Origin of the sequence: Dactylosporangium sp. NPDC000244 (genome assembly GCF_040300725.1) — a bacterium.
Classification (GTDB): Bacteria; Actinomycetota; Actinomycetes; order Mycobacteriales; family Micromonosporaceae; genus Dactylosporangium.
The window spans coordinates 1-22,474 of the sequence record NZ_JBEPEH010000030.1 but is presented as its reverse complement, the minus strand read 5'-3'; the positions used below and the strand labels follow the sequence as shown (position 1 = coordinate 22,474).

At 71.4% G+C, this 22,474-nt stretch carries 21 protein-coding genes; 8 read left to right on the top strand and 13 right to left on the bottom strand.

Annotation, left to right across the window (positions count from 1 at the left end; translation table 11 throughout):
• Positions 1-216: 216 nt before the first annotated feature.
• Positions 217-1,875: an MFS transporter gene (locus ABT369_RS36575; protein ID WP_350619158.1), complete on the bottom strand. Its 1,659-nt coding sequence runs from the start codon at positions 1,873-1,875 to the stop codon at positions 217-219.
• Positions 1,876-1,955: 80 nt separating this feature from the next.
• Here ABT369_RS36575 and ABT369_RS36570 point away from each other — a divergent pair, with 80 nt between their 5' ends.
• Positions 1,956-2,300, top strand: a complete 345-nt coding sequence (locus ABT369_RS36570) for an STAS domain-containing protein (protein WP_350619156.1) — start codon at positions 1,956-1,958, stop codon at positions 2,298-2,300.
• Between the two features lie 459 nt (positions 2,301-2,759).
• Here ABT369_RS36570 and ABT369_RS36565 read toward each other — a convergent pair whose 3' ends face one another.
• From ABT369_RS36565 to ABT369_RS36555, 3 genes are all read right to left on the bottom strand, one after another.
• Positions 2,760-3,857 carry a pentapeptide repeat-containing protein gene (locus ABT369_RS36565; RefSeq protein WP_350619154.1) on the bottom strand — a complete coding sequence of 366 codons (1,098 nt, stop codon included), beginning with the start codon at positions 3,855-3,857 and terminating at the stop codon, positions 2,760-2,762.
• Between the two features lie 205 nt (positions 3,858-4,062).
• A complete protein-coding gene (locus tag ABT369_RS36560) occupies positions 4,063-4,407 on the bottom strand; it encodes an RNA polymerase-binding protein RbpA (RefSeq protein WP_190257344.1) in 345 nt (114 codons plus the stop codon).
• A gap of 237 nt (positions 4,408-4,644) precedes the next feature.
• Complete coding sequence (locus ABT369_RS36555) at positions 4,645-6,066, bottom strand: coiled-coil domain-containing protein (protein WP_350619152.1); 1,422 nt, start codon at positions 6,064-6,066, stop codon at positions 4,645-4,647.
• 297 nt (positions 6,067-6,363) lie between these two features.
• Between ABT369_RS36555 and ABT369_RS36550 the strand changes: the two genes are divergently transcribed.
• Entirely contained in the window at positions 6,364-6,858 is a 495-nt protein-coding gene (locus ABT369_RS36550) for an endonuclease VII domain-containing protein (RefSeq protein WP_350619151.1), read from the top strand.
• A gap of 317 nt (positions 6,859-7,175) precedes the next feature.
• Here the strand turns inward: ABT369_RS36550 and ABT369_RS36545 are convergent, their stop codons facing one another.
• The 4 genes from ABT369_RS36545 to ABT369_RS36530 form a co-directional block, all read right to left on the bottom strand.
• Complete coding sequence (locus tag ABT369_RS36545; protein ID WP_350619149.1) at positions 7,176-8,978, bottom strand: superantigen-like protein SSL4; 1,803 nt, start codon at positions 8,976-8,978, stop codon at positions 7,176-7,178.
• Positions 8,975-10,108 (bottom strand): CaiB/BaiF CoA transferase family protein, encoded by a 1,134-nt coding sequence (locus ABT369_RS36540; RefSeq protein ID WP_350619147.1) that lies wholly within the window; start codon positions 10,106-10,108, stop codon positions 8,975-8,977. The genes ABT369_RS36545 and ABT369_RS36540 overlap by 4 nt, the downstream gene beginning before the upstream one ends.
• A 99-nt stretch (positions 10,109-10,207) precedes the next feature.
• Positions 10,208-10,408 (bottom strand): hypothetical protein, encoded by a 201-nt coding sequence (locus ABT369_RS36535; protein ID WP_350619146.1) that lies wholly within the window; start codon positions 10,406-10,408, stop codon positions 10,208-10,210.
• 31 nt (positions 10,409-10,439) lie between these two features.
• The gene (locus ABT369_RS36530; RefSeq protein ID WP_350619144.1) at positions 10,440-10,673 is read right to left on the bottom strand and encodes a MarR family winged helix-turn-helix transcriptional regulator; all 234 of its coding nucleotides are present in this window, start codon (positions 10,671-10,673) and stop codon (positions 10,440-10,442) included.
• 36 nt (positions 10,674-10,709) lie between these two features.
• Here ABT369_RS36530 and ABT369_RS36525 point away from each other — a divergent pair, with 36 nt between their 5' ends.
• A complete protein-coding gene (locus tag ABT369_RS36525; RefSeq protein WP_350619142.1) occupies positions 10,710-10,997 on the top strand; it encodes a hypothetical protein in 288 nt (95 codons plus the stop codon).
• Between the two features lie 31 nt (positions 10,998-11,028).
• Here ABT369_RS36525 and ABT369_RS36520 read toward each other — a convergent pair whose 3' ends face one another.
• Both ABT369_RS36520 and ABT369_RS36515 read right to left on the bottom strand, forming a co-directional pair.
• A complete protein-coding gene (locus tag ABT369_RS36520; RefSeq protein WP_350619141.1) occupies positions 11,029-12,684 on the bottom strand; it encodes a cation:proton antiporter in 1,656 nt (551 codons plus the stop codon).
• 24 nt (positions 12,685-12,708) lie between these two features.
• Positions 12,709-13,548 carry an SDR family oxidoreductase gene (locus ABT369_RS36515; protein WP_350619139.1) on the bottom strand — a complete coding sequence of 280 codons (840 nt, stop codon included), beginning with the start codon at positions 13,546-13,548 and terminating at the stop codon, positions 12,709-12,711.
• Positions 13,549-13,633: 85 nt separating this feature from the next.
• Between ABT369_RS36515 and ABT369_RS36510 the strand changes: the two genes are divergently transcribed.
• Positions 13,634-14,752 carry an acyltransferase family protein gene (locus tag ABT369_RS36510; protein ID WP_350619137.1) on the top strand — a complete coding sequence of 373 codons (1,119 nt, stop codon included), beginning with the start codon at positions 13,634-13,636 and terminating at the stop codon, positions 14,750-14,752.
• A gap of 10 nt (positions 14,753-14,762) precedes the next feature.
• Here ABT369_RS36510 and ABT369_RS36505 read toward each other — a convergent pair whose 3' ends face one another.
• Positions 14,763-15,428 carry a winged helix-turn-helix transcriptional regulator gene (locus tag ABT369_RS36505; RefSeq protein ID WP_350619135.1) on the bottom strand — a complete coding sequence of 222 codons (666 nt, stop codon included), beginning with the start codon at positions 15,426-15,428 and terminating at the stop codon, positions 14,763-14,765.
• A 121-nt stretch (positions 15,429-15,549) separates the two neighbouring features.
• On the opposite strand from ABT369_RS36505, the gene ABT369_RS36500 reads away from it, so the two are divergent.
• The 4 genes from ABT369_RS36500 to ABT369_RS36485 all read left to right on the top strand — a co-directional run bounded on the left by ABT369_RS36500 (position 15,550) and on the right by ABT369_RS36485 (position 20,935).
• A complete protein-coding gene (locus ABT369_RS36500; protein WP_350619133.1) occupies positions 15,550-16,353 on the top strand; it encodes a class I SAM-dependent methyltransferase in 804 nt (267 codons plus the stop codon).
• A 441-nt stretch (positions 16,354-16,794) separates the two neighbouring features.
• Positions 16,795-18,006: an acetyl-CoA C-acetyltransferase gene (locus ABT369_RS36495; RefSeq protein WP_350619131.1), complete on the top strand. Its 1,212-nt coding sequence runs from the start codon at positions 16,795-16,797 to the stop codon at positions 18,004-18,006.
• The gene (locus tag ABT369_RS36490; RefSeq protein ID WP_350619129.1) at positions 18,003-20,123 is read left to right on the top strand and encodes a 3-hydroxyacyl-CoA dehydrogenase NAD-binding domain-containing protein; all 2,121 of its coding nucleotides are present in this window, start codon (positions 18,003-18,005) and stop codon (positions 20,121-20,123) included. The genes ABT369_RS36495 and ABT369_RS36490 overlap by 4 nt, the downstream gene beginning before the upstream one ends.
• A 194-nt stretch (positions 20,124-20,317) precedes the next feature.
• Complete coding sequence (locus ABT369_RS36485; protein ID WP_350619127.1) at positions 20,318-20,935, top strand: hypothetical protein; 618 nt, start codon at positions 20,318-20,320, stop codon at positions 20,933-20,935.
• A gap of 130 nt (positions 20,936-21,065) precedes the next feature.
• Here ABT369_RS36485 and ABT369_RS36480 read toward each other — a convergent pair whose 3' ends face one another.
• Complete coding sequence (locus ABT369_RS36480) at positions 21,066-21,608, bottom strand: TetR/AcrR family transcriptional regulator (protein WP_350619125.1); 543 nt, start codon at positions 21,606-21,608, stop codon at positions 21,066-21,068.
• A gap of 258 nt (positions 21,609-21,866) precedes the next feature.
• Entirely contained in the window at positions 21,867-22,187 is a 321-nt protein-coding gene (locus ABT369_RS36475) for a DMT family transporter (protein ID WP_350619124.1), read from the bottom strand.
• Between the last annotated feature and the right edge of the window lie 287 nt (positions 22,188-22,474).

The following is a 22,474-nucleotide window of genomic DNA, read 5'->3' as shown; positions in this document are numbered from 1 at the left end:
ACCCAAGCCCGAGAAGCCGGGGCCTCGCCGCACACCCCGAAATCTACCCATCAGTAATTTTGGGGCTGGCGACAGCTACCCAAGCGCGGGGCCTTCTCACGCGGCTCGAGGGCGTGCTGGTCGCCACCCACCGCAGTCTCTCCTCACGGCTCGAGGGCCTGCGGGGCGTCACCCGCCGCACCGGCCGCCGGATCAACACACCGCCGCAGCTCCTCTTCACCGCTCCACGGCGTGCCGGACGCCACCCACCACACCGGCCTGCGAGCGGCGCCGCCAGGCCAGCAACACCACACCCAGCGCAGCCGCCACCAGCTGCGTCCCACCAAGCCCCACCACCAACACCCACAGCGGCCACCCACTGAGCCCCGCGAACACCGCCGCCCCGATCGCGGCCGCCGTCAGCTTCACCCCGGACCCGAGCGTGAACACCTGCGTCCGAACCCGAGCAGGCGCCTCACTCGACCGCACCTGCAACACCGACGTGAACAGCGGTCCGTCGAACAGCCCCACCACCGCGAACAGCGCCACAATCCCGGCCCAGCCCGGCACCAGCGGCACCGCGGCAAGCCCAACCCCGGTCACCACCAGGCAGACGAACACCACCCGATGCGGCGCCACCCCGAGCGGCCACCGAGCCATCAGCAACGACCCGGCCAGTGCCCCGACCCCGATCGCCGTGACCAGCAGCCCACCACCGGCCGGATGCCCATGCTCGACACCGAGCAACACCGCAATCGACGCCATCATCCCGTGCCCGAACGTCGCGACACACGTAGCGGCGGTAACGGCGAGCAACGGCGGCGAAACGACAATCGCCCGGAACCCGGCCCGAAGATCCTCGACAAACGACCCGCGCGCCTCCCCGCCACCTCCAGCGGCCGGCACCTCGCCCCCGCCGCCTGCTCCAGCAGCCAGCACGGAAACGCCCTCGCCCTCGGCAGCTGCCGCCTCGACCTCGCCGCCTGCTCCGGCGGTCTGCACGTCAACGCTCCTGACCGGGGCAACTGGCGCGTCAACCCTGCTGCCACCTGCGGCAGCCGCCAGCTCGATCCCGCCACCTTCTCCGGCAGCCGGCTGCTCGCCCCTGCCGCCTCCTCCGGCGGCCGGCACCTCGACCCAGCCGCCCGCTCCAGCAGCCGGCATGTCAACCCCGCCGTGCGCGCCCTGCCGCGCTCGGCCCTCGCCGTCTCCTGCCCCCGCGCCTTCCACCGCCATGTCTGCCACGACCCCGGCCGGCGCAACTGCCATGGACGCGGCCTCAGCCCCAGTAAGGTCCACCAACGCCACCGCGGTCACCGCCGGCTCAACGCTGCGTCCTGGTTCCGCACCCCCGGCCGCCACCGGCAGCGCCCGCACCGTCAGCAACAACACCGCCGCACACAGGCACCCCGCCGTGATCACCACCGCCGCGACCGGCACCCCCACCGACACCGCGAGCGCCGCCCCCGCCGCCGGCCCGAAGATGTCCGCCACGTTGTACGTGGCCGCGTCCAGACCACGAACCCGCGCCCGGTTCTCCGGCGCGACCACATCATCGAGCCGACTCGAGAGCCCACCGAACACCATCGAGCCGCAACACCCGGCGACAAACGCCAGCACCAGCACGACCAGCTGCGGTACGTGACCAATCAGCGACAGAATGCCGCCGACGGCCGCGCCGAACCCGGCAACGAACCCCGCATGCACCAGCCCCGGATGCCGCGCACGGTCGGTGACCAGACCGACGAGCGGCCCGGCGAGCAGATGCGGCACCAGCAACACCGCGAGAATCAGCGACCCCTGCGCCGGACCACCGAACCGGCTGACCGACGCCAGCACGATCACGACCCCGGCACCGGAATCAGCTGTACGCGCCAGGGCCGCGGCGATCAGCAACCGAGCCGCACTCACCAGCCATCACCCAATCGGGTGCCTGCAATGCTGCGGAATGTAAGCATCACAGGCAGGATTTGGCCATGCATATTGCAGTGACCAACCGTGACGGCGCCATCGCCCTGGTGAGCATCCACGGCGCCATCGACATCAACACCGCCCCCGCCCTGCGCGACGCGATGCACCAGCTCCTCGAAGCCGGCCACACACGCATCGTGGTCGACCTTGCCGGCGTCGACTTCTGCGACTCCATCGGCCTCGGCACCTTCGCGTACACCCGCAATCACTGCGCCGCCTCCGGAGGCTTCCTGCGCCTCGCCGCCCCCTCGCCGTTCCTGGCCCGGCTGTTACGCACGGTCGGTCTGACCGGCCCGATCCCCGTGCACGCCACAGTCACCGAGGCACTCCAGCCCGCCCCCGCCGTGTAACCAACAGCGGGACCGACGGACGCGCCACGCAATCGCACAGCACTGCCGGCCATGCCAAGGTCAGGCACCCGGCAGACCTCCCCGCGCAGCGCCCTCTCACGTCGAACTCCCTCTCCCGGGCCGCGCCGCTCGGCCGACAACATGCCTCGGCCGCGCCGCGCACCCGGCGAACGGGCAGCGCCAGTTCGCCGGTACCCGGGCGCCGCGTGCCCCGTTCCTGGCCCCGGCCGTCCACAATCGGCGGGCGAAGTGCCGGTTGGCCTGGTCGACGCCGACGTGACCGGCGCTGGAGATGCGGGCAAGCAGTATCGGGCCGGCAGCGGCCCGCACGACCGGCACCATCAGGCGAAGTCGCGGATCCCCGCCAACGCCGATCACCAACGGCACCAATCGCCTGGGCGCCATCGGCGGGGACGGTCGAACCTGACTCTTGACTCCTGCAGAACTCGGCCACCGCGGTCATTCGCCGCTGGGCCAGTGCGCCGGCCGGTGAAGCCGCGCAGGCACCTTCGTCGAGGCGTCCCCGACAGCCGCATCCAGCTGCGACTGAATCAGGAACAAGGTGCCACTCAGATCGGCCCCGGACAGGTTCGCGCCACGAAGGTCAGCCCCGATCACATCGGCGTTGCCCAGATCCGCGCCCCGCAGATCGGCGCCGATGAGCAGTGCCCCGCGCAGATCGGCGCCGCGCAGATCAGTACCGCGCAACTTCGCCCCGATCAACTGCCGCCCGAGCACCGGCGCCACCGCCCGCCGCCCCGGCGAACCGGAACGTCGCCCCCGGCCCCGATCACGCCCCCGGCCATCGCGACCACCCACTGCCGGCCCCGTCGAGCCGACTGTGGACCCGCCCGCCCGGGCCGCCGGCCCGGTCACGCCAGCAGCAGGTCCGTCCGTGCCAGCCCCACCGAGCTCGCCAGCCTCACCGACCGCCGACCCGTCCGGAGCACGCTCACGGCCGCTACCGCCCTGCACCGGACGGTCACCAGGCTCCCCGGCGATACCCGCTCCCTGTTCGCGGCGGCTACCGGCATTCCGAGCGGCACCCCGGCCTTCCCGTGCAAGCCGGCTCGCCTCACGCAGTAGCGGCGCGATCCGCTCCCGGTGACGTTCCGCGATCTCAGGCGTCAGCTCCTCGGCGGCATCACGCAGTGACCGCGTAGACGACAGCGCGTCATCCAGCTCCGCGGCCAGCGGCGCGGCCCGGGGGAGCGAGCGCGCCTCGGTGAGGTACCACAGCAGCTCATGCAGAATCCGAACCGCACCGAACACCTCGAACATCCGCGGCGCCGACGCCGGATCGGCCCGCCAGTCACGGCCCGCCGCGACGACCTGCGCGACGTGCTGCCCGGCACCGAAACAGTCATAGACCGTGCAGCCGGTGAACCCGCGATCCCGCAGCCGCGTGTGAATCCCGCACCGGAAGTCCTCGCCCAGGTTCGGGCACGCGTGCCCGGCCGGCTTGTCGATCGCGAAGTCGGACGAGCGGGAGAACGCCGGGGCGACACAGCACAGTCCGAAACACTTGGAGCAATCGGCTCGCAGCTCTGGGTTCATGGTCCCTTCCTGTCCGGGCCGACGCTACCGCGCACACGGACCGCCGCAACATCATTACGGCCGCCGGGGCATCACAGGCGCTTGGTCCCACGGGAGCAAAGCCCGCTGATAACTACGGCCGAACGCCCTCACCTGCGAGTCCGCGCTGGGGACGGCGAAAAGCCCCGGCCGGGTCGGCCGGGGCTTTCGACAACGATCGAAGCTGTTACGCGGAACGACCGCGGCGCAGGCGAACCTCTTCGAGACGCTCGTTGAGGATGTCCTCGAGCTCGGCGATCGAGCGCCGCTCGAGCAGCATGTCCCAGTGCGTACGCGGCGGCTTGGCCTTCTTCTGCTCAGGCTCGCTGCCGTCGACCAGCCGCGCCACGCTCCCGTCGAACTTGCACTCCCAGGTCATCGGGACCTCGGCGTCGACGGCGAACGGAACCTCGAACTGGTGCCCCTTCGCGCAAAGGTATTCACGGGTCTGACGCGGAGCCAGCTCGGTGTTGCGGTCGGACTCGTAGCTGACGGCTCCGAGACGGCTGCCGCGCAGCATGCGCTCGCCCATGGTTGGTCTTCCCCTTCGAATCGTGTTGCGCTTCGCTGTAATCAACGACGCCACGTGGTCTGACGATTCCCACCGCGGGCGGGCAGATTACACGACCGACCTGGCGCTGCGGTAGGTTCGTCGCCGGGTCGGTACCCTGATTTTACGTTGGGTTTCAATGATCGACCACATCGGCCGTTTTGTTGGCGCGCCTCACCGTTAGTAGTTTCGGCAGGTCACCCGGGTGGTTGACGCTTCTCACCCGCCGGCGGGTGGCGTGCTCCCGGACACCGTCAGTCGGGTGAGAGCCGCCGTGAGCTGTGTCACCTGGTCGCGGAGGTCATCCGCCCAGGCGTGCGCCCGATCGGCCTCCGCCCGCAAGCGAACCAGTTCCTCACGTGCGGAGATCAACGCCGCCTCCGCACCGGCCGCCCGGGCACCCTCCGCGTCCAGGCGCCGCTGCAGACGGCCCTCCGTGTCCGCGCCCTCACGCAGCGCACGCTCGACTGCCGTGTGCGCCACGTCACGCTCGCGCAACGCGTTGCCGGCCAGGTCGCGGGCCGCATCCCGCTCCCGGTAAGCCTCCGCCCGCAGGGCCGCTTCCGTCGCCGCTTCCCGACGCGCCGCATCCCGCTCCGCACCGAGCGTGTCGGCCGCCTCCCGGTACTGCGCGATCGACCGCTCCGCCGCCTCCCGCGCTGCGGCGATCAGCTCCGCCGCCGACTCCTGCGCCTCCGTGACCCTTCGATCACCATCCGTACGCGCCTCAGTGATCGACCGCTCCGCAGCCGCGCGCACGTCGGCGACGGTCCGCTCCATCACCGCTCGTGCCTCGGTCACAGTGGCCTCCGCGGCCGCGTGCGCCTCCGCCATCGCCTGTTCGGCCGCCGCCTTCATCTCCGCCGCCCGGGCCTCCGCGGCGGCGTGCGCCTCGGCGACCCGCCGCCCCGCCTCCTCCTGCGCCGCGGCGACCTTCGCGTCCGCCGCGGCCGAAACCCGGCGTCCGTGCTCCTCGGCCTCCTCGGCGACCCGCCGGGCCCGAGCTTCCGAGGCATCAAGCCGCTGTTGTACCTCCGCGACCCGCGCCATCCCCTCACCGCGCGCGAACTCGGTCTCGTCCTCCGCGGCCTGCCGCTGCGCCTGGGCCTCGAGCAGCTCGCCGTGCTTGGCCATCGCGAGCTCATGCGACGAGTCGGCCTCGGCCCGATGCCGCGCCGCCTCATGCCGCGCCTCCTGCAGCGCCGCCCGCGCCCGCCGCGTCTCCTCCCGGGCGTCGTCGCGCTCGGCATGCGCCGCGACCAGGCCGGCCGCCGCCTCCGCCCGAGCCTCGGCAACCTGCCGCTCAATCCCGGACGTCGACACCTCCGCGTGCAGCGCCTCGACGAGATCGCTGAGCGACTGATCGAGCCGCTCAGCGATCTCGAACGCCCGCGCGACCTGCCCCGTCAGCCCCGGCGACGTCCGCTGCCGCATCCGCGCATTGCGTGCGTTGCGCTGACATTCGCCGTCGTTGTCGCGGCAGTACCGGAACGGCCGCCCGGCCGCGGAACGCTGGGGGACTGGCCGCCCGCAGTACGCGCACGGCCGATCGTCGCCGCCGTGGTCCTCGACAACCCACTCGCGGCCGGCGTCACCATTGGCGTCGACGCGCACATCGATCCGAGACTCAGTCACGGGCACAGCGTAGGCGAAGGTTTCGCCGCAGCTCAGCCAGACACGCCGAATTATCGAATTGCTATTACCAGTAATTCAATAATCCCCGCCCGGCGGCCCGGATGCGGCCCGAAGACCCTCAGCAAGGCATACACCATAATGACAGTTATGTGCGACGTGAGACTGGCAGTGTGGTGTACAGGCGTTGAGGGACCTCGTCCCGGGCGAAGACCGGCAGGCCCCGATCGCGATCCGCGAACGCAGCCGGTCGGGACAGGCGCCCAGCCCGGTTCCGCGCCGCAGTAATCCGCCGGGAGTGACCAGGTGCGGATCGTCGGGTCCGCGTACGAATATGGTCTGGTCCAATCAACCTTCTGGCGGGTGGCTGTGACGAAAGAGTGCCGGACCTGCGGCGAGACCAAACCCGTGACCGAGTTCTACAAGAACCCGTCTACGGTCCGCGCCGGCGGCTACCGGCCCGACTGCAGGACGTGCACGCTGAGCGCGCGCAGGCGCAGATACGCGGAGACCGGCGGCGCCGAAGCCCACCGCCAGGTCCTGCGCACCGAACACGGCATCCGGCCAGAGGACTACGCCGCCAAGCTCACCGCGCAGGACGGTCTGTGCGCACTCTGCGAGACGGTCGAGGTCGCGACGTACAAGGGCCGGCCGCGGCGCCTGGCAGTCGACCGGGACCACGCGACCGGCGTCGTGCGGGGACTGCTCTGCCAGCGGTGCAATCTTCTCGTCGGCGCGATCGAACAGAACCCCGCCCTCGTCGACCGCGCATTGGTGTACCTACGCAGCAACCGGTCGTGACGTCCACCCACGTTCCTGATCCCGGTGCCGCTCGCGGTCGCGGCCCTGGCCGCGGGCGTCGCCGGCATCTGCTCGCCGCGCACCCACAGCGCACTGCACCGCACATCCGCAGCACCCGGCATCGCCCACTCGCTCGCGCGCGAGTCCGAGCACAACCCCGTGCTCCTCAACTGCGCGACACATGTGCGCCGAAACCACGGTGTCTGCGCCGAAGCAGCTCGAGAAGCCTCGGCTACGACAACGCCTTGCCATCGAGTTCAGGCCGCGCCGGGCCGGATGCAAGCGATCCACGCCCCGCAGTCGACCGTCCCCGAACGTCAGCAGGTCGGGGTGAAGTCCTCGAGCAGGTTCTTGTCGTACACGAAGATCACGTAGAGGTCGAAGTCCTTGCGCTCGACCGGCGGCCCGTACTGGGTCTCGACGTCGTCGGGCGTGCCGTAGAACGGGCGCTGCTTCTCCAGCAACACGAACCGGGCGTCGTGCTTCGCCGGGTCGAACATGTCCGTGTGCGTCTGCCAGCACATGCCGAGCAGCTCACCGTCGCCACTCAGCGTCGGCACCACCGTCACCTGGCGGCCGGTGCCGACGGTGATGTTGTTCGACACCCAGTAGGAGCCGAGGCCGTATTGCAGGCCGCGGCTCCGCAGCCAGTCCGCCGCCTCCTGGCCCTCGACCGGCGCCGCACGTGGCGGAGCGTATGCGGCGAGCGCGACGAGCAGCACCGCCAGGATCGCGGCGGACAGTGACTGGGCCGCGACGCGGATCCGCGCGCGCCGGGGCGCCGGAGACGGGGCACGCAGCCAGCGGGTCGTCACGCGCGCGGCGAGCACCGCGGCCATCGACAGGACCGGCACGACCTCGCGGGTGGCCATCAGGTCGCTCGGGAGGGTCGACACGATCTCGGCAGCGACATCGCACACGATCGCGGCGGCGAGGATCGCGTCGACACGGTCGGCGGTGCCGCGCAGTGCCGCGACCGCGGTGACCAGCACGGCGACAATCGCCAGGAGCAGGCCCGGGAGCCGTACCAGCTGCAGCGTCGTCTCCACCCAGGGCGCCTGGATGCCGGGGCGGACGGTGCCGAACAGGATGCCGATCATCCGGGTGACGGTGTGGGCGCGGTCCGGCCACGCCTCCATCGGGGAGAACTCGATCGGCGGCTTCGGGGCGCGGAAGCCGCCGAGGCGCTCGATCAGCCACAGGATGCCGTGGGACAGGATGACCGACGCGATGCCGGCCGCGGCCAGGCGGGCGTCGAGCCCGCGCACCGAGCGGGCAAGCAGGGCACGGTAGGCGCAGACGACGATCAGCGGGGCCGCGCCGACGAACGTGATCAGGGGATCACCCATCGCACCCCAGGCGAGGACGATCGCGACGGCGAACGGCAGCCACGGACGGTCGCGGGCCCGGTCGATCAGGAGCCACGTGATCAGGAGCGGGACGGCGGAGCCGGTGTGGTTCGGCGACGACAGCAGGGTCTGGTAGCTGTAGCCGGGGGCCGGGAGCAGGACGATCGCGACGGCGATCGCGGCGGCCAGCCAGCCACCGCTGGCCAGCGCGCCCTTGAGCCGGCCGAACGGCGACACAGGACCGCCGTCCGTCGTGGCCCGGCCGGGTGTGTCCGATGACGATGTGGTGGCGATGGTCGGCGTGGGCGCCGGACTGGGGGAGTCCTGGGCGCTCGATGGCGTGGCCGGCCCGTTCGGGTCTGCGGCGCCTAGTGGCGTGGGAGCTACCGGGTGTGAGTGTGGTGGTGCGGGCGCGAGCGGGGTAGAGAGGGATGCGCTGGGCTTGGTGGCGACTACGGAGTGTGCGAGCCAGGCGGCGAAGCAGACGACCAAGGTCCAGGACAGGGCGGCGGCGATGTGGATCTGGTCCGTGGTCACGCCGGTGACGAGCTGGATCAGGCCGTACTGGATGAGCTCCGTGGGGTAGAAGGACACATCGGACAGGGTCCAGCCACGCAGCAGCAGGTTGCCGTGGAACAGGTCCCAGGCCTGGAGGGCGTTGCTCGCGCCGTCGCTGTTGACCGTGACGGCACGAGACATCCGCAGGTACGCGAGGAACAGCACGAATGCGGGAACGGTGAGGAGAACGGGCCACCAACGGCGCAGCGTCACGCGACGCCCCAGTCGGCGAGCACCTCGGCGGTGTGCTGGCCCGGCAGCGGAGGAGCGGACGGCGGTGCGGTGGCCGCGGACGGTGGCGCGGTGCTGGCGGGCGGGCCGGGCCAGGGTGTGAAGCGCGGGGCCGCGGCCGGCTGGGTGGTGCCGTCCACCGTGACGAACGTGCCGCGCGCGGCCAGGTGCGGGTCCTGCGGGGCTTCGGTCAATGACAGGACCGGGGCCACACACGCGTCGGTGCCGTCGAAGATGACTGCCCACTCGTCGCGGGTCTTCTCGGCGAACGCGTTCGTCAGGCGGGTGCGCAGCTCCGGCCAGCGGGCCACGTCGAACTGGTCCGGGGCGTCGGTCAGGTTCAGGCGCGTGACGAGGTCGGCGAAGAACTGGGGCTCCAGGGCACCCACGGCGACGTACCGATCGTCAGCGGTCCTGTACACATCGTAGAACGGGGCGCCGGTGTCGAGCAGGTTCGCGCCGCGGTGGTCGCGCCACAGACCGGCCGACAACAGACTGTGCAGGATCAGGCTCAGGTGCGCGGCGCCGTCGACGATCGCCGCGTCCACGATCTGGCCACGGCCCGTCGCCTCGGCCGATCGCAGGGCGGCGAGGATGCCGACGACGAGGTACAGGGCGCCGCCGCCGTAGTCGCCGAGCAGGTTCACGGGCACCTGTGGCGGACCGCCGGCGCGGCCGATGGCGTGCAGGGCGCCGGTCCGCGCCAGGTACGTGATGTCGTGGCCGGCCGACGAGGCGAGCGGGCCCTTCTGGCCCCAGCCGGTCATCCGGCCGTACACGAGCGAAGGCCTGCGGGCGAGGACCTGGTCGGGGCCGACCCCGAGCCGCTCGGCGACCCCGGGCCGGAAACCCTCGATGAGCACGTGGGCACGTTCGGTGAGGGACAGGACGAGCTCGACGCCTTCGGGGGTTTTCAGGTCCGCGGTTACCGACCGTTTCCCGCGGTTGACGAGATCGCCGGCGGGCGGTGGGGCGATCGGCGAGGCGGGGCCGGGGCGGTCGACGCGCACGACGTCGGCGCCGAGGTCGGCCAGCAGCATCGCGGCGAACGGGCCAGGGCCGATTCCAGCCAGTTCCACGACGCGCACACCGCGCAGCGGTCCTTCGCTCATGCGAGGAAGGTACCGGTCGATCACCCGGCGAGTGCGAACGGCACGGATGGGTCGTGGTCGCGCACCGGTGGACGGCGGGTGCCTGCCCGGCGGATTGCGTCAGGAGGGCACCCGGCACACGAACACGCCCCAGCCGAGGTGCCGGTGCTGGTACCGCAGGTACGTGTCCTGGACGGCGTGGAGGTACTCGCGCATCGCGGGCGCGCTGGGATGCGGCGCGTCTCCACGCAGCCAGTCCGAAACCGTCCACCACTGCGGGGCGACGTACCGGTCCCAGCCGTCACCGTCGGCGAGCACCATCTCGAGCGGTTCCGCACGGTACGGCTGATGTCTATGGAGTTTGGCCCCTGACCACGGACCAGGCGAGTTCGGTGAGCGTCGCACGGGCGGCCGGGGTCAGGTGCCCGGTCAGCGCGAGGACCTGACGGCCGATCTCCGCCTCGCCCTCGGCGGCGGCGCGTCGGCCCTCGTCGGTGAGGGAGACGAGCACGGCCCGGCCGTCGTACGGCGACGGTGCGCGCCGGACGAGCCCGCGCTTCTCCGCACGGCCGACCAGGCCGGTCATCGAGGAACCGAACAGGCGCTGCCTGCGCTACTCACCGTGCGTGACGACCGGGCCAAGGCACTTACATGGGTGCAGATCGGCTCCGTCGCCGGGCCCGACATCACGCTGCCGTCCTACCTGCTCCGCGCGGCCAACATCGCGATCATGGGCAGCGGGCAACGGTCCGTGCCCACGCGGGACATCGTCGCCGAACTGCCGGCGCTGGCCGCCGAGATCGCCGCCGGGACGTTCGCGGTGAACCCCGTCGCCGTCGCGCTCGCCGACGTCACCCAGGCCTGGACCGCCACCGCCGAACCAGGCCGGCGGGTCGTACTCGTTCCCTGAAACGCCCTCTCGCGCGGCTTCGCCGCTGAGATTACGGCCGGTCTCGCCGGACCCCCGCAGCCCGTGCGGTTTCGGCGGGAGCTGAAGCGTGCTCCGCCTCCCGCCGCGCCAGATGCGTCTCGGCCGCCTGGTGCAGGTCGATGTCGTGGACCAGCGCCTTCGCGGTGTCGTCGTCGAGCTCCCCGCGCATCACAGCGTTCACCACCACGGTCCGCTGCGCGTCGAAGTCCTCCGTGCTGGGCGCCTTACCCGGCGTGACCGTCGTCCAGATGAGCGCCTCACCCCGTTCCAGCAACGCCTTGGCGCGGTCGCGTTCACCGTTCGTGTCGATCTTCAGGCGGCGGACAAGAGCCCGGATCGTGGTGCCCTGGATGAGCAGCGTGCCGAGCGTGACGAACAGGGCGATCGCCTGGATCGCGTCGCGGCCCGGGAACTCCTCGCCGTTGTGCAGCATGGGCGGGACCGCCGCGGCCGCCGCGAGGGTCAGGATGCCCCGCATGCCCGTCCAGCCGACGATCCACGACTCGCGGGGCGTCGGCGCGCCGAGCGGCCCCTGCCATTCGCCCGCCGACTGCTGCCGACGGCGGCGACCCTGCATCCGCGCCTGAGCACGGCGCTTGACCCTCTCGCGGAACCGCGGATCGGCGTCCATCCGGCGCACGAACGCGCGGCGACGCAGGTCCCACCACCAGAACAGCACCCACACCACGGCGAGCCGGAACACGATCACCGTCACCAGCAGTACCGCGCTGGCGACCAGGGTGATCGTCAGGCCCGGCTTCGCCGAGGCGTGCGCGAGATCGGAGATGACGAACCGCAGCTGCAGGCCGATGTACGCGAACACGAACGTCTCGAGCAGGAAGTCCAGCACCGGCCAGACCGCATCCTCCTGCAGGCGGGTGCGGTGCGCGCCGGGGTACTGGTGCTGCGGATCCAGGGTCGTGTTCGCGCTGAAGAGGAACGCGCAGCACACGACGGCGAGGATGCCGGAGGCGTGGATCTGCTCGGCGGTCAGGAACGCGGCGAACGGCAGCAGCAGCGCCAGCGACGTCTCCAGCACCGTGTTGTGCAGCCGCGGCCGCAGCCACAGGGCGATCGCCGCGAAAACCCCGCCGATGATCAGGCCGGTCACCGCCGTGTACGCGAACAGCCCGAACGCGTTGTCGAACAGCGTCTCCTCGGCCCCGGCCGCGGCCGCCGCCAGCCCGAACAGCGTCAACGCCGTAGCGTCGTTGACCAGTGACTCGCCGGTGAGGATCGCCGACACCCGGCGCGGCAGTCCCAGCTCGTCACCGTGTGAGACGGTCGTGATCGTGTCCGGCGGTGCGAGCACCGCCCCGAGCAGCAGTGCCGCCGGCAGCCCGAGCACCGGCATCAGCCAGTTCCCGACCAGCCCGACGACCCCGGCGGTCAGCACGACCAGCGTCACGCCCAGGGTCAGGATTGGCCGCAGGTTCTGCGTGAACCCGGAGAACGACGCGTTGCGGGTCGCGGAGTAGAGCAGCGGCGGCACGACGACCGCGAGGATGAGCTCGCTGTCCAGTTCCAGCCGCGGTACCCCGGGCAGGAACGACGCCGCCGCGGCCAGAATGACCACGACCAGCCCCGGCTGCACCCCCTTGCGGTGTGCGAACGCGGATACCGCGATGCCGCCGAGGATGATGAGCAGCAACTGGACACCGTTCACGAGTGATCACCCTAATGGGGTGGGTCAGCCCGCGCGCATGAACTCGCGCGCGCCACGTAGCCGGGTGTGCAGGAGCTTGGCGGCCAGCCCGGTGTCGAGCCGGATGTCACCGGGGCGTCCCGAATTGCTCGCGGAACGTAGTTTGCCCACGTCGAGCCCGTCGCGCTCGGCGACGAGGACGCCGAGGTCGTACCGGCTGACCGCATCGGCTCCGGCGACGTTGATGACGCCGTGGAAGTCGCCGGCGCCGATCTCCAGCAGCGCGTCGGCGAGGTCGTCGACGTGCACCGGCTTGCGGATCTCGTCGGTGAACAGCGCGCCGTCGACCCGCCCCGCGAGCAGGTCGTACGTGAGGTGCTCGTGGCCGCCGTTGCCGTCGCCGAGGATCAGCGACGTGCGCACGACCGCGGCGCCGGGCGCGATCGCCCGCACCGCCGTCTCGGCCGCCGCCTTCGCCGCGCCGTACGGGTAGATTGGGTCCGGCAGGTCCGCCTCCGTGTACTCGCGCCCGGCGCGGCCGGAGAAGATCGCGTCGCTGGACACGTGCACCAGCCGGACCCGGTCGCCGCAGGCCAGAGCCACGTTCGCGGCGCCGTCTGCGTTCGTCACCCAGTCGTTGCGGTCGCGGCCGGCCGCCGCGTGGACCACCAGGTCCGGCTCGACGGCGTCGACGACGTCGCGGACCGCGTCCCGGTCGCGGATGTCGAGCCGGATCGGGCTGATCGCGGGGCCGGCGCCGCCGCGCACCGCGTCGATCCAGGGCCGCACGTGGGTGCCGAGCACGGTGTGGCCGGCGGCGACGGCGAGGGCCGCCACCCGCCGCCCCAGGGAGCCCGTCGCTCCGGTGATCAGGATTCGCGCCATGGGCATAAGTAGTACCGGAGAGGTACGCGGGGATCGCTCCGTGGCGTGACGTGACCGGACGTGTCGCGCTCCTACCGTCCCCGCCATGACAACCGCACGTGACCGCGCCGTCGACGCTCTGCGCGCCGTCGCCATCCTCGGCGTGGTGCTCGGCCACTGGCTGGTCACCGCCCTGGTGGTCGGCGACGGCACGGTCCGGGTCGCCAGCCCGCTGCGCGCCGTGCCCGCCCTCGCCCCGGCGTCGTGGCTGTTCCAGACTCTGGCGCTGTTCTTCTTCGTCGGCGGGCTCGTCGCCACCCGGCGCTCCGGCGGAGCGCGCCCCGCGCACCGGGCCTGGCTGTCCACGCGCCTGCAGCGGCTGTTCCGGCCCGTCCTCGTGCTGATCGCCGTGTGGAGCGTCATCGTGATCGGGGCGACACTGTGGGTGTACGTCGAGCCGGGCGGGCTCGCCGGAGCGCTGCGCTCACACACGGTGCTGAAGCTGGTCGCGTCGCCGCTGTGGTTCCTGCTCGTATTCGCCGTGCTCACCATGGCCAAGCCGATCGTCGGGCGGCTGCACCCGGCGTGGCCGCTCGCCGTGGTGGTCCTCGTGGACCTCGGGCGGTTCGGGCTCGGCGCGCCGGCCTGGACCGGCTGGATCAACCTCGTCGCCGGGTGGCTGGTGCCGTTCTGCCTCGGCGCGGCCTGGTCCCGCGGCGCGTTCCGGTCCCGCTCGAGCGCCTGGGCGATGCTGGCCGGCGGTCTCGTGGCGACGGTCGTGCTGGTGCGCTGGTTCGGCTACCCGGTGTCGATGGTCGGCGTACCGGGACAGGGGATCTCCAACCTGAACCCGCCGACGCTCGCGGCCGTCACGTTCGGTATCGCCCAGTGCGGCCTGGCGCTCCTGCTGATGCCGGTGCTGCGCCGCGTGATGCTGCGCGAGCGGCCGTGGCGGGCGGTGACCGCGGTGAACCGCTCCGCGATGACGATCTTCCTGTGGCACCAGACGTCGCTGCTGGCCGTGTCGCTGCTCGTGCCGGGGCCGCTCGCCGGGCTGCACACCGCGCCGACCGGGACGTCGTGGCTGGCGGACCGCGTGGTGTGGCTGCCGGTGTTCGCGCTGGTGCTGCTGGCGTGCCGGGCACTCTTCCATCGGTACGAGCAGCAGCCCCCAGCACCGAACGTGACGCCATCACAACCCTCGGCGCCGGCGCTGACACGGTGACGACCCGGGTTCAGCGAGCGCGGACCGTGCTCGTCCAGGCGTGCAGGGCGAACCACGCCGGCAGCGCGCGGCGCAGGTGCTCCGGGCCGAGCACACGCAGGCCGCCGTCGCGCTGGGCATGCTGCCAGGACACGTCGCCGCGCCAGACCTCGGTCAGGCGGCGCAGGGAGCCGTGCACCGTCACCGAAACCTCGTAGCCGGGGTCGGCGTCGCAGACGTCGGCCTCGCGGGCGGCGATCACCATCCACCAGGACCGCATCGCGCCCGGCACGTCCGTGAACTCGAAGCGCACCACCGACCGGCCGTCCGGGACGGCGTCGTGGTCGACCTGGCGGTGCATGTCCCACAGCAGCAGCTTCGGGTCCAGGTCCGCGTCGCCGAGCTCGCCGATCCAGCGCACGCCCCACACCGCGATCGCCTGCACGATCGGGGCCAGCTCGAGGCCGGCGGCGGTCAGCACGTACCGCCCGTCGTCGTTGCGGATCAGCCCCGCCACGGCCAGGGTGTGCAGGCGCTTCGACAGCAGCGCCGGGGACATCCGCGGCAGGCCGCGACGCAGGTCGTTGAAGCGCTCACTGCCCGCCATCAACTCCCGCAGGACCAGCATCGTCCAGCGCTCGTCGAGCAGCTCCATCGCCTTCGCGACGGGGCAGAACTGGTAATAGCCCGCACCCATGACCCGCAGCGTAAAACCGCGGTCACCGTCCGGCCCGGGATCTGTCTCGAAGGTGTCGCAGCGGGTGGTGATACAGATCTAGTACTAGTTCGCTCACTCGGCGTCGACCTAGCGTGCGGTCATGACCACGCCACAGAAGGACAAACACCGTGCGATCTGGGCCTCCGGCGACTACGCGGCCGTGGCCGCCGACATCATTCCGAGCCTCGGGCCGATCCTGGTCGAGGCCTGCGGCATCGGGCCGGGGCAGCGGGTTCTCGACGTCGCCGCCGGCACCGGCAACGCCGCCATCCCCGCCGCGCTCGCCGGCGCCGAGGTCACCGCCAGTGACCTCACGCCACGACTGCTCGAGATCGGGCAACAGCTCGCCGGCGAGCGGGGCGCCAAGCTGACCTGGACCGAGGCCGACGCCGAGGCGTTGCCGTTCGGTGACGCCGAGTACGACTGCGTGATCTCGTGCGTCGGGGTCATGTTCGCGCCGTTCCACCAGGCGGCCGCCGACGAACTCGTCCGGGTCTGCCGGCCGGGCGGGACGATCGGGCTGATCAGCTGGACGCCGGCCGGATTCGTCGGGCAGTTGTTCGCGGCGATGAAGCCGTTCGCGGCCCCGCCGCCACCCGGCGCGCAGCCGGCGCCACTGTGGGGTGATGAGGCCCATGTCCGGGCGCTGCTCGGCGATCGGGCCGAATCCGTGCGGGCGCAGACACGCACAGTGCGCGTCGAGCGCTTCGCGGAGGCCGCCGGATTCCGCGAGTACTTCAAGCGCAACTACGGGCCGACGCTCGCCGTCTATCGGCTCCACGCCGAGGACCCGGCCCGCACCGCCGAGATCGACGCGGCGCTGGACGAGCTCGCGGCCCGGTTCCGGGCGCCCGACGGGTCGATGGAGTGGGAGTACCTGCTGCTGACGGCCCGCCGGATTTGACGCGGCCGGGTCCGCGAAAGGGCATCAGGCAGATGGCTCGGGTCCGCGTCAGTTACAGACCGTTGCTCCCGCCAGACAAATGGGCGGTCCCAGGGGCCTTCGGCCGGAGGGGACCGCCCAGCCAGGTCCGTGGTGTCAAGGGCAAGCGTCACCGCGTACCCGGGGCCGAAGACCAGGCCAGGAGGGCGGCGAGGTTGGCGTCCTCGACGGCGCTCTGGCCGGTGGCCCAGTGCGCCGTTAGCGACCGCAGGCTGTGGTGGCTTACGGGCGCCGCGGACGTCCTCCGGCCCCCGCCCGCGAAGGTGGACGCCGGCCGCACGCCACCCGCATGAGCACCGCTACCCCATGTGCGAATCGTGATGATCAAGTCGCGGATGGTTGGTGGCGCCAGTCCCGGGATGCCCTGGTGCCTGGCGGCCACCGTTAGTTACTCTTCGGTAGGTGAGCACTGAGGCTTTCGTTTTCGATGCCATCCGCACGCCTCGCGGCCGGGGGAAGAAGAACGGCTCGCTGCATGGCGTCAAACCCATCTCGCTGGTCGTCGGGCTGATCGACGAGCTGCGCCGGCGCAATCCCGGGCTCGATCCCGAGCGGATCGACGACGTCGTGCTGGGGGTCGTGTCACCCATCGGCGACCAGGGATCCGACATCGCCCGCATCGCCGCCATCGCCGCCGGGCTCGGGGAGACCGCGGCGGGCGTGCAGCTGAACCGGTTCTGCGCCTCCGGGCTCGAGGCGGTGAACATCGCGGCCCAGAAGGTCCGCGCGGGCTGGGAGGACGTCGTCCTCGCCGGCGGCGTCGAGTCCATGTCCCGCGTGGCGATGGGCTCCGACGGCGGCGCCTGGGCGATGGACCCGGAGACCAACCTGGCCAGCGGGTTCGTGCCGCAGGGCATCGGCGCCGACCTCATCGCGACCATGGACGGCTACAGCCGCGAGGACGTCGACGCCTACGCCCTGGAGTCGCAGACTCGCGCTGCGAAGGCCTGGGCGGGCGGGTACTTCACACGCTCCGTGGTGCCGGTGCGTGACCGCAACGGACTCGTCGTGCTCGACCACGACGAGCACATCCGCGAGTCGTCGATGGACGGGCTCGGCGCGCTGCCCGCGTCGTTCGCCAACATCGGCGAGCTGGGCGGGTTCGACGCCGTGGCGCTGCAGAAGTACCACTGGGTCGAGCGCATCGACCACGTGCACACCGCCGGCAACTCGTCCGGGATCGTTGACGGAGCGTCATTGGTGCTGGTCGGCAGCGAGGCCGCCGGCCGTGAGCACGGGCTCACCCCGCGGGCGCGGATCGTCTCCGCGGCGGTCAGCGGCGCCGACCCGCTCATCATGCTCACCGGCCCCGCCCCGGCCAGCCGCAAGGCCCTCGCCAAGGCCGGGCTCACCGTCGACGACATCGCCCTGGTCGAGATGAACGAGGCGTTCGCCGCCGTCGTGCTGCACTTCGCCAAGGACATGGGCTTCGCGCTGGACCAGGTCAACGTCAACGGCGGCGCGATCGCGATGGGTCACCCACTCGGTGCGACGGGCGGCATGCTGCTCGGCACGCTCGTCGACGAGCTCGAGCGCCGCGGCGAGCGTTACGGACTGGCCACGATGTGTGTCGGTGGCGGCATGGGTATCGCGACGATCGTCGAGCGACTGTGAACCGGGGGAGCGACGTGGAGATCATCCGCTACGAGCGCGGCGAGGACGGCATCGTCCTGCTCACCATGGACGACCCGGCCCGATCCGCGAACACCATGAACGCCGCGTTCACCGAGGCGTTCACTGCCGTGGTCGACCGGCTGCACTCAGAGCAGGCCGACATCGCCGGCGTCATCCTGACCTCGGCGAAGAAGACCTGGTTCGCGGGCGGCGACCTCGATCTGCTCGTGAGCCTCGGCCCCGACCAGGCGGCCGAGATCATGGCGTCGACCACGCACCTGAAGCAGCTCCTGCGCCGGCTCGAGACGCTCGGCCGGCCGGTCGTCGCGGCGATCAACGGCTCCGCGCTCGGCGGCGGCCTGGAGCTGGCCCTCGCCTGCCACCACCGCATCGTCGCCGACGATCCCCGGGTCGAGATCGGGTTCCCGGAGGTGACGCTCGGCCTGCTGCCCGGCGCCGGCGGCGTGGTGCGCACGGTGCGGATGCTCGGCGTGACCGAGGCGCTCATGCAGGTACTGCTGAAGGGGCAGCGGCACCGTCCGGCCAAGGCGCTCGAGGTCGGGCTCGTGCATGAGGTGGTGCCGGCCGGCTCCCTCGTCGACCGGGCGCGGGAGTGGATCGCCGCGAACCCGGCCGCCGTGCAGCCGTGGGACGTCGCGGGATACAGGATTCCGGGCGGTACACCCAGTAACCCCAAGTTCGCCGCGAACCTCCCGGCCTTCCCGGCCACGCTGCGTAAAGAACTCAAGGGCGCTCCGTATCCGGCCCCGCGCAACATCCTCTGCGCCGCCGTCGAGGGCGCCCAGGTCGACCTCGACACTGCGTTCGTCATCGAAGGCCGGTACTTCGTCGAGCTCGCCACCAGCCGGATCGCCAAGAACATGATCAAGGCGCTCTTCTTCGACCTGCAGGCCGCGAACTCACGCGGTGCCGGGAACATCACGTTCCGCAAGGTCGCCGTGCTCGGGGCCGGCATGATGGGCGCCGCGATCGCCTACGTGTGCGCGAAGTCGGGCCTCGACGTGGTGCTCAAGGACGTCACGCTGGAGGCGGCGCAAAAGGGGAAGTCGTACGCCGAGAGCCGCCGCCACGACCAGGCGCTCCTGGACCGGATCACCCCGACCGCGGACGCCGCCGACCTCGCCGGCGCCGACCTGGTCATCGAGGCCGTGTTCGAGGACCCGGGCCTGAAGCACAAGGTGTTCGCGGAAATCGAGGACGTCGTCGCGCCCGACGCGCTGCTGTGCTCCAACACCTCGACGCTGCCGATCTCCCTGCTCGCCGAGGGCGTCCGCCGCCGCGCCGACTTCATCGGCCTGCACTTCTTCTCGCCGGTCGACAAGATGCCGCTCGTCGAGGTCATCCGCGGCGCCGAAACGTCCGACGCGGCTCTGGACAAAGCCCTGGCAGTCGTACGGCTCCTGAAGAAGACGCCCATCGTGGTCAACGACAGCCGGGGCTTCTTCACCAGCCGGGTCATCGGCACGTTCACGATGGAGGGCCTGCGCATGCTCGCCGAGGGCGTGCCGGCTCCGTCGATCGAACAGGCCAGTCTGCAGGCCGGATATCCGGCACCGGTACTGCAGCTGATGGACGAGCTCACCCTCACCCTGCCGCAGAAGATCCGCAACGCGACCGCCGCCGCGACCAGGGCCGCCGGCGGCACCTGGACCCCGAGCCCCGCCGATGAGCTCATCGACCGGATGGTGGACGAGTTCGGCCGGCCGGGCCGCTCGGGCGGGGCGGGCTTCTACGAGTACACGGGCGGGAAACGCACCGGTCTGTGGCCCGGCCTGCGCGAGCACTTCGCGGCCGGCTCGGCGCCCGTTCCCTTCGCCGACATGCAGGAGCGGATGCTGTTCGCCGAGGCGCTCGAGACCGTCAAGTGCCTGGACGAGGGCGTGCTGACCTCGGTGGCCGACGCGAACGTGGGCTCGATCCTCGGCATCGGCTTCCCGGCGTGGACGGGCGGGGTGCTGCAGTACATCAACCAGTACGACGGCGGCCTGCCCGGCTTCATCGCCCGCGCCGAGGAGCTGGCCGAACGGTACGGCGAGCGCTTCACCCCGCCGCCACTGCTGCGCGCCAAGGCCGCGGACGGCTCGACCTTCGTGTGATCCGCGGGGCCGAGGCGTCCGTACCGACGCCTCGGCCCCGGCTGGAACGAGACCGGCTGACCGATCTTGGCGAAGGCGTGCGCGCGTCGGCGGTCCGGGGTTTCCGGGGATGGCACGCCCGCCGCTCGATCGCGTTCTGCTGCATCTGCAACCCGAAGCCCTGGGCGCCGGATACGGCCCCGTATTTTGGCGCGATGGGAATGTACGAGGAGTACAAGGAGATTCCCGCGGCCCTGCTCGCCCGGCTGCTCGAGCGCCCCCGGGACAGCGCGTGGGTCGACGGCCTTCTGTTCGAGGCGAACCGCTGGAGCGCGGCCGCAAGCTGGTCGCCCCTCGCCGACGAGGACCTTCGCGCCCGCTTCACCTGGCCCCACCTGGCCTTCTCGACCGAGCAGCGGCGCCGGCTCGGCTCGTACGACTGCGGAAAGTACCCGGACCCGGACTGGTTCGGCCACTTCCTCTTCGCGGCCGACACCGCGGAGCGCATCGATCTGACGGGCGTGCTCAGCGACGACTTCGACGAACGGAACGCCGCGTGGAAGGAGCTCGTGGCGGTGCCGGTCGAGGTTGCGCACCACAGCGCGTATTGCGAGGGCGACCAGGAGTACGGCTTCGGCACGGACGTGCCCTGCTACGGGATCAGCGGGTACCGCACGGCCGAGGACCTGGCCGCCGTCTGGGCCAAGATCGAGCGCGTCCTCGCCAACTATCCTGAGCTCGCCGGCCGCATCATCGAGCAGTTCGAGGCCGAGATCAGGTATTACCACGGCTGCGTTGCCCGGGGCAGCGTCGACCTGAGCGTGTGCTGGTAGGAGAGCGGCGGTACGGCCCGCACCGGTCTTGATCGGACCTGCCGGCCGCCCTTTGGCGAGACGGTCGTGGCCACGCGTGCGGGGTCGGCGCGCAAGCGGCCGGCACGCCGCTGTCGGATGCCTCCGGAGCTCAGCGGATCAGGTCGCGGATCGCCGCCGCCAGGCCCTCGGGCTCGACCGCCTCGCCGGTGACCACGGCCTGCAGCATCGCCCCGTCGACCAGCGCACTGATCGCCCGCGCGGCGGCATCCCCGGTCCGCGGCGCGAGCATCGCGTGTACCCCGTCGAGCCATGCCCGCGCCAGCGGCCGCAACGCCGGCACCCGGGCCGCCGCGAGGTAGAGCTCGTATTCGAGCAGCGCCTTCGGCTGATCCGCCACGTACGCCGCGACCTTCCGGCTCAGCGCCCCCGCCAGATCGTCCGGCTCCCGCTCGATCGCCGCTCGCCAGTCCGCGAGGTCAGCGGCAACCGAGTCACTGACCAGCGCGAGCCCGGCCGCGATCAGGTCCGGGAGGGTCGGGAAGTAATACGTCGTGGCCCCCAGCGGCACCCCGGCCCGGCTCGCCACCATCCGATGCGTGGTCTTGCCGACCCCGACCTCGGCCACCACTTCGACGACGGCCTCGGCGAGCGCCCGCTTCCGTCCCTCCGGGTCCCGCCGCGCGTTGACCACGTCCACTCCCTCGTCGCCTTCGGTGTTACCGCCATGCCGTGCACACTGCGGCTCCGACCGAGCGCCGGCACTCGCCGATCCCGCCGGTGCCGGCCGCCTTCCCCGCAGCAGTCGGACCCGGATCGGCCGAGCGATCCGCCGACGCACCTTCCACGGTTGGCGCGCCGGCGTGGTCTGCCCCCACCGCTCAGGTGTGCGAGACCGGCCCCGCCATCTGGATCATGCACCGACTCGATTTGAACACGAGGTTCGGCGCGGTCAGTGCGCCCCGCCGAGGTTCAGCACCACGACTCCGGCGATCACCAGGCCGACGCCGATCACTTTGAGCAGGCTGAGCGGCTCCCCGAGGAACACCGCCCCGATCGCCACGATGGCGGCCGTCCCGAGCCCGGACCACATCGCGTACGCCACCCCGACCGGCACCACCTTCACCGACTGCGCCATGAACAGGAACGCCAACGTGTAGGCGACGAGCACCCCCAGCGTCGGCCACAGCTTCGTGAACCCCACGGTGGCCTTGAGCAGGCTGGTCCCGACCACCTCGACCGCGATGGCCAGCCCCAGCATTACGTACGCCACGGAAACCTCCCCAGATCACCGAACTTGTACGATCGTACAAGTTCGCCGGGGGCTCCTGCCAGGCTCGTAAGCTGCGACGCCGACCACGCGGATGGGCATCGCTGCGACCGCATCCGCTCCGGCGATTACCGAATAACTGAATTACCGGTAATCGCAATGCCGGTAATTCAGCCCTCGTCACGGAGCGTAGAGCTAGATGATTGATGCCTTGAAGCTGCCTCAGTGGTCGTAGGCGATGAGTGATCGTTTGCTGGGTGCGCCGATGGTCCAGTTGTGCCAGATCACGG

Excerpts from the sequence above, each read along its gene's own strand:
- ABT369_RS36540 (WP_350619147.1), bottom strand. The coding sequence starts at position 10,108 with ATGAGCGAAGGACCGCTGCGCGGTGTGCGCGTCGTGGAACTGGCTGGA.
- ABT369_RS36535 (WP_350619146.1), bottom strand. The coding sequence starts at position 10,408 with ATGGTGCTCGCCGACGGTGACGGCTGGGACCGGTACGTCGCCCCGCAG.
- ABT369_RS36560 (WP_190257344.1), bottom strand. The coding sequence starts at position 4,407 with ATGGGCGAGCGCATGCTGCGCGGCAGCCGTCTCGGAGCCGTCAGCTAC.
- ABT369_RS36570 (WP_350619156.1), top strand. The coding sequence starts at position 1,956 with ATGCATATTGCAGTGACCAACCGTGACGGCGCCATCGCCCTGGTGAGC.
- ABT369_RS36565 (WP_350619154.1), bottom strand. The coding sequence starts at position 3,857 with ATGAACCCAGAGCTGCGAGCCGATTGCTCCAAGTGTTTCGGACTGTGC.
- ABT369_RS36500 (WP_350619133.1), top strand. The coding sequence starts at position 15,550 with ATGACCACGCCACAGAAGGACAAACACCGTGCGATCTGGGCCTCCGGC.
- ABT369_RS36530 (WP_350619144.1), bottom strand. The coding sequence starts at position 10,673 with ATGACCGGCCTGGTCGGCCGTGCGGAGAAGCGCGGGCTCGTCCGGCGC.
- ABT369_RS36485 (WP_350619127.1), top strand. The coding sequence starts at position 20,318 with ATGGGAATGTACGAGGAGTACAAGGAGATTCCCGCGGCCCTGCTCGCC.
- ABT369_RS36505 (WP_350619135.1), bottom strand. The coding sequence starts at position 15,428 with ATGGGTGCGGGCTATTACCAGTTCTGCCCCGTCGCGAAGGCGATGGAG.
- ABT369_RS36510 (WP_350619137.1), top strand. The coding sequence starts at position 13,634 with ATGACAACCGCACGTGACCGCGCCGTCGACGCTCTGCGCGCCGTCGCC.
- ABT369_RS36515 (WP_350619139.1), bottom strand. The coding sequence starts at position 13,548 with ATGGCGCGAATCCTGATCACCGGAGCGACGGGCTCCCTGGGGCGGCGG.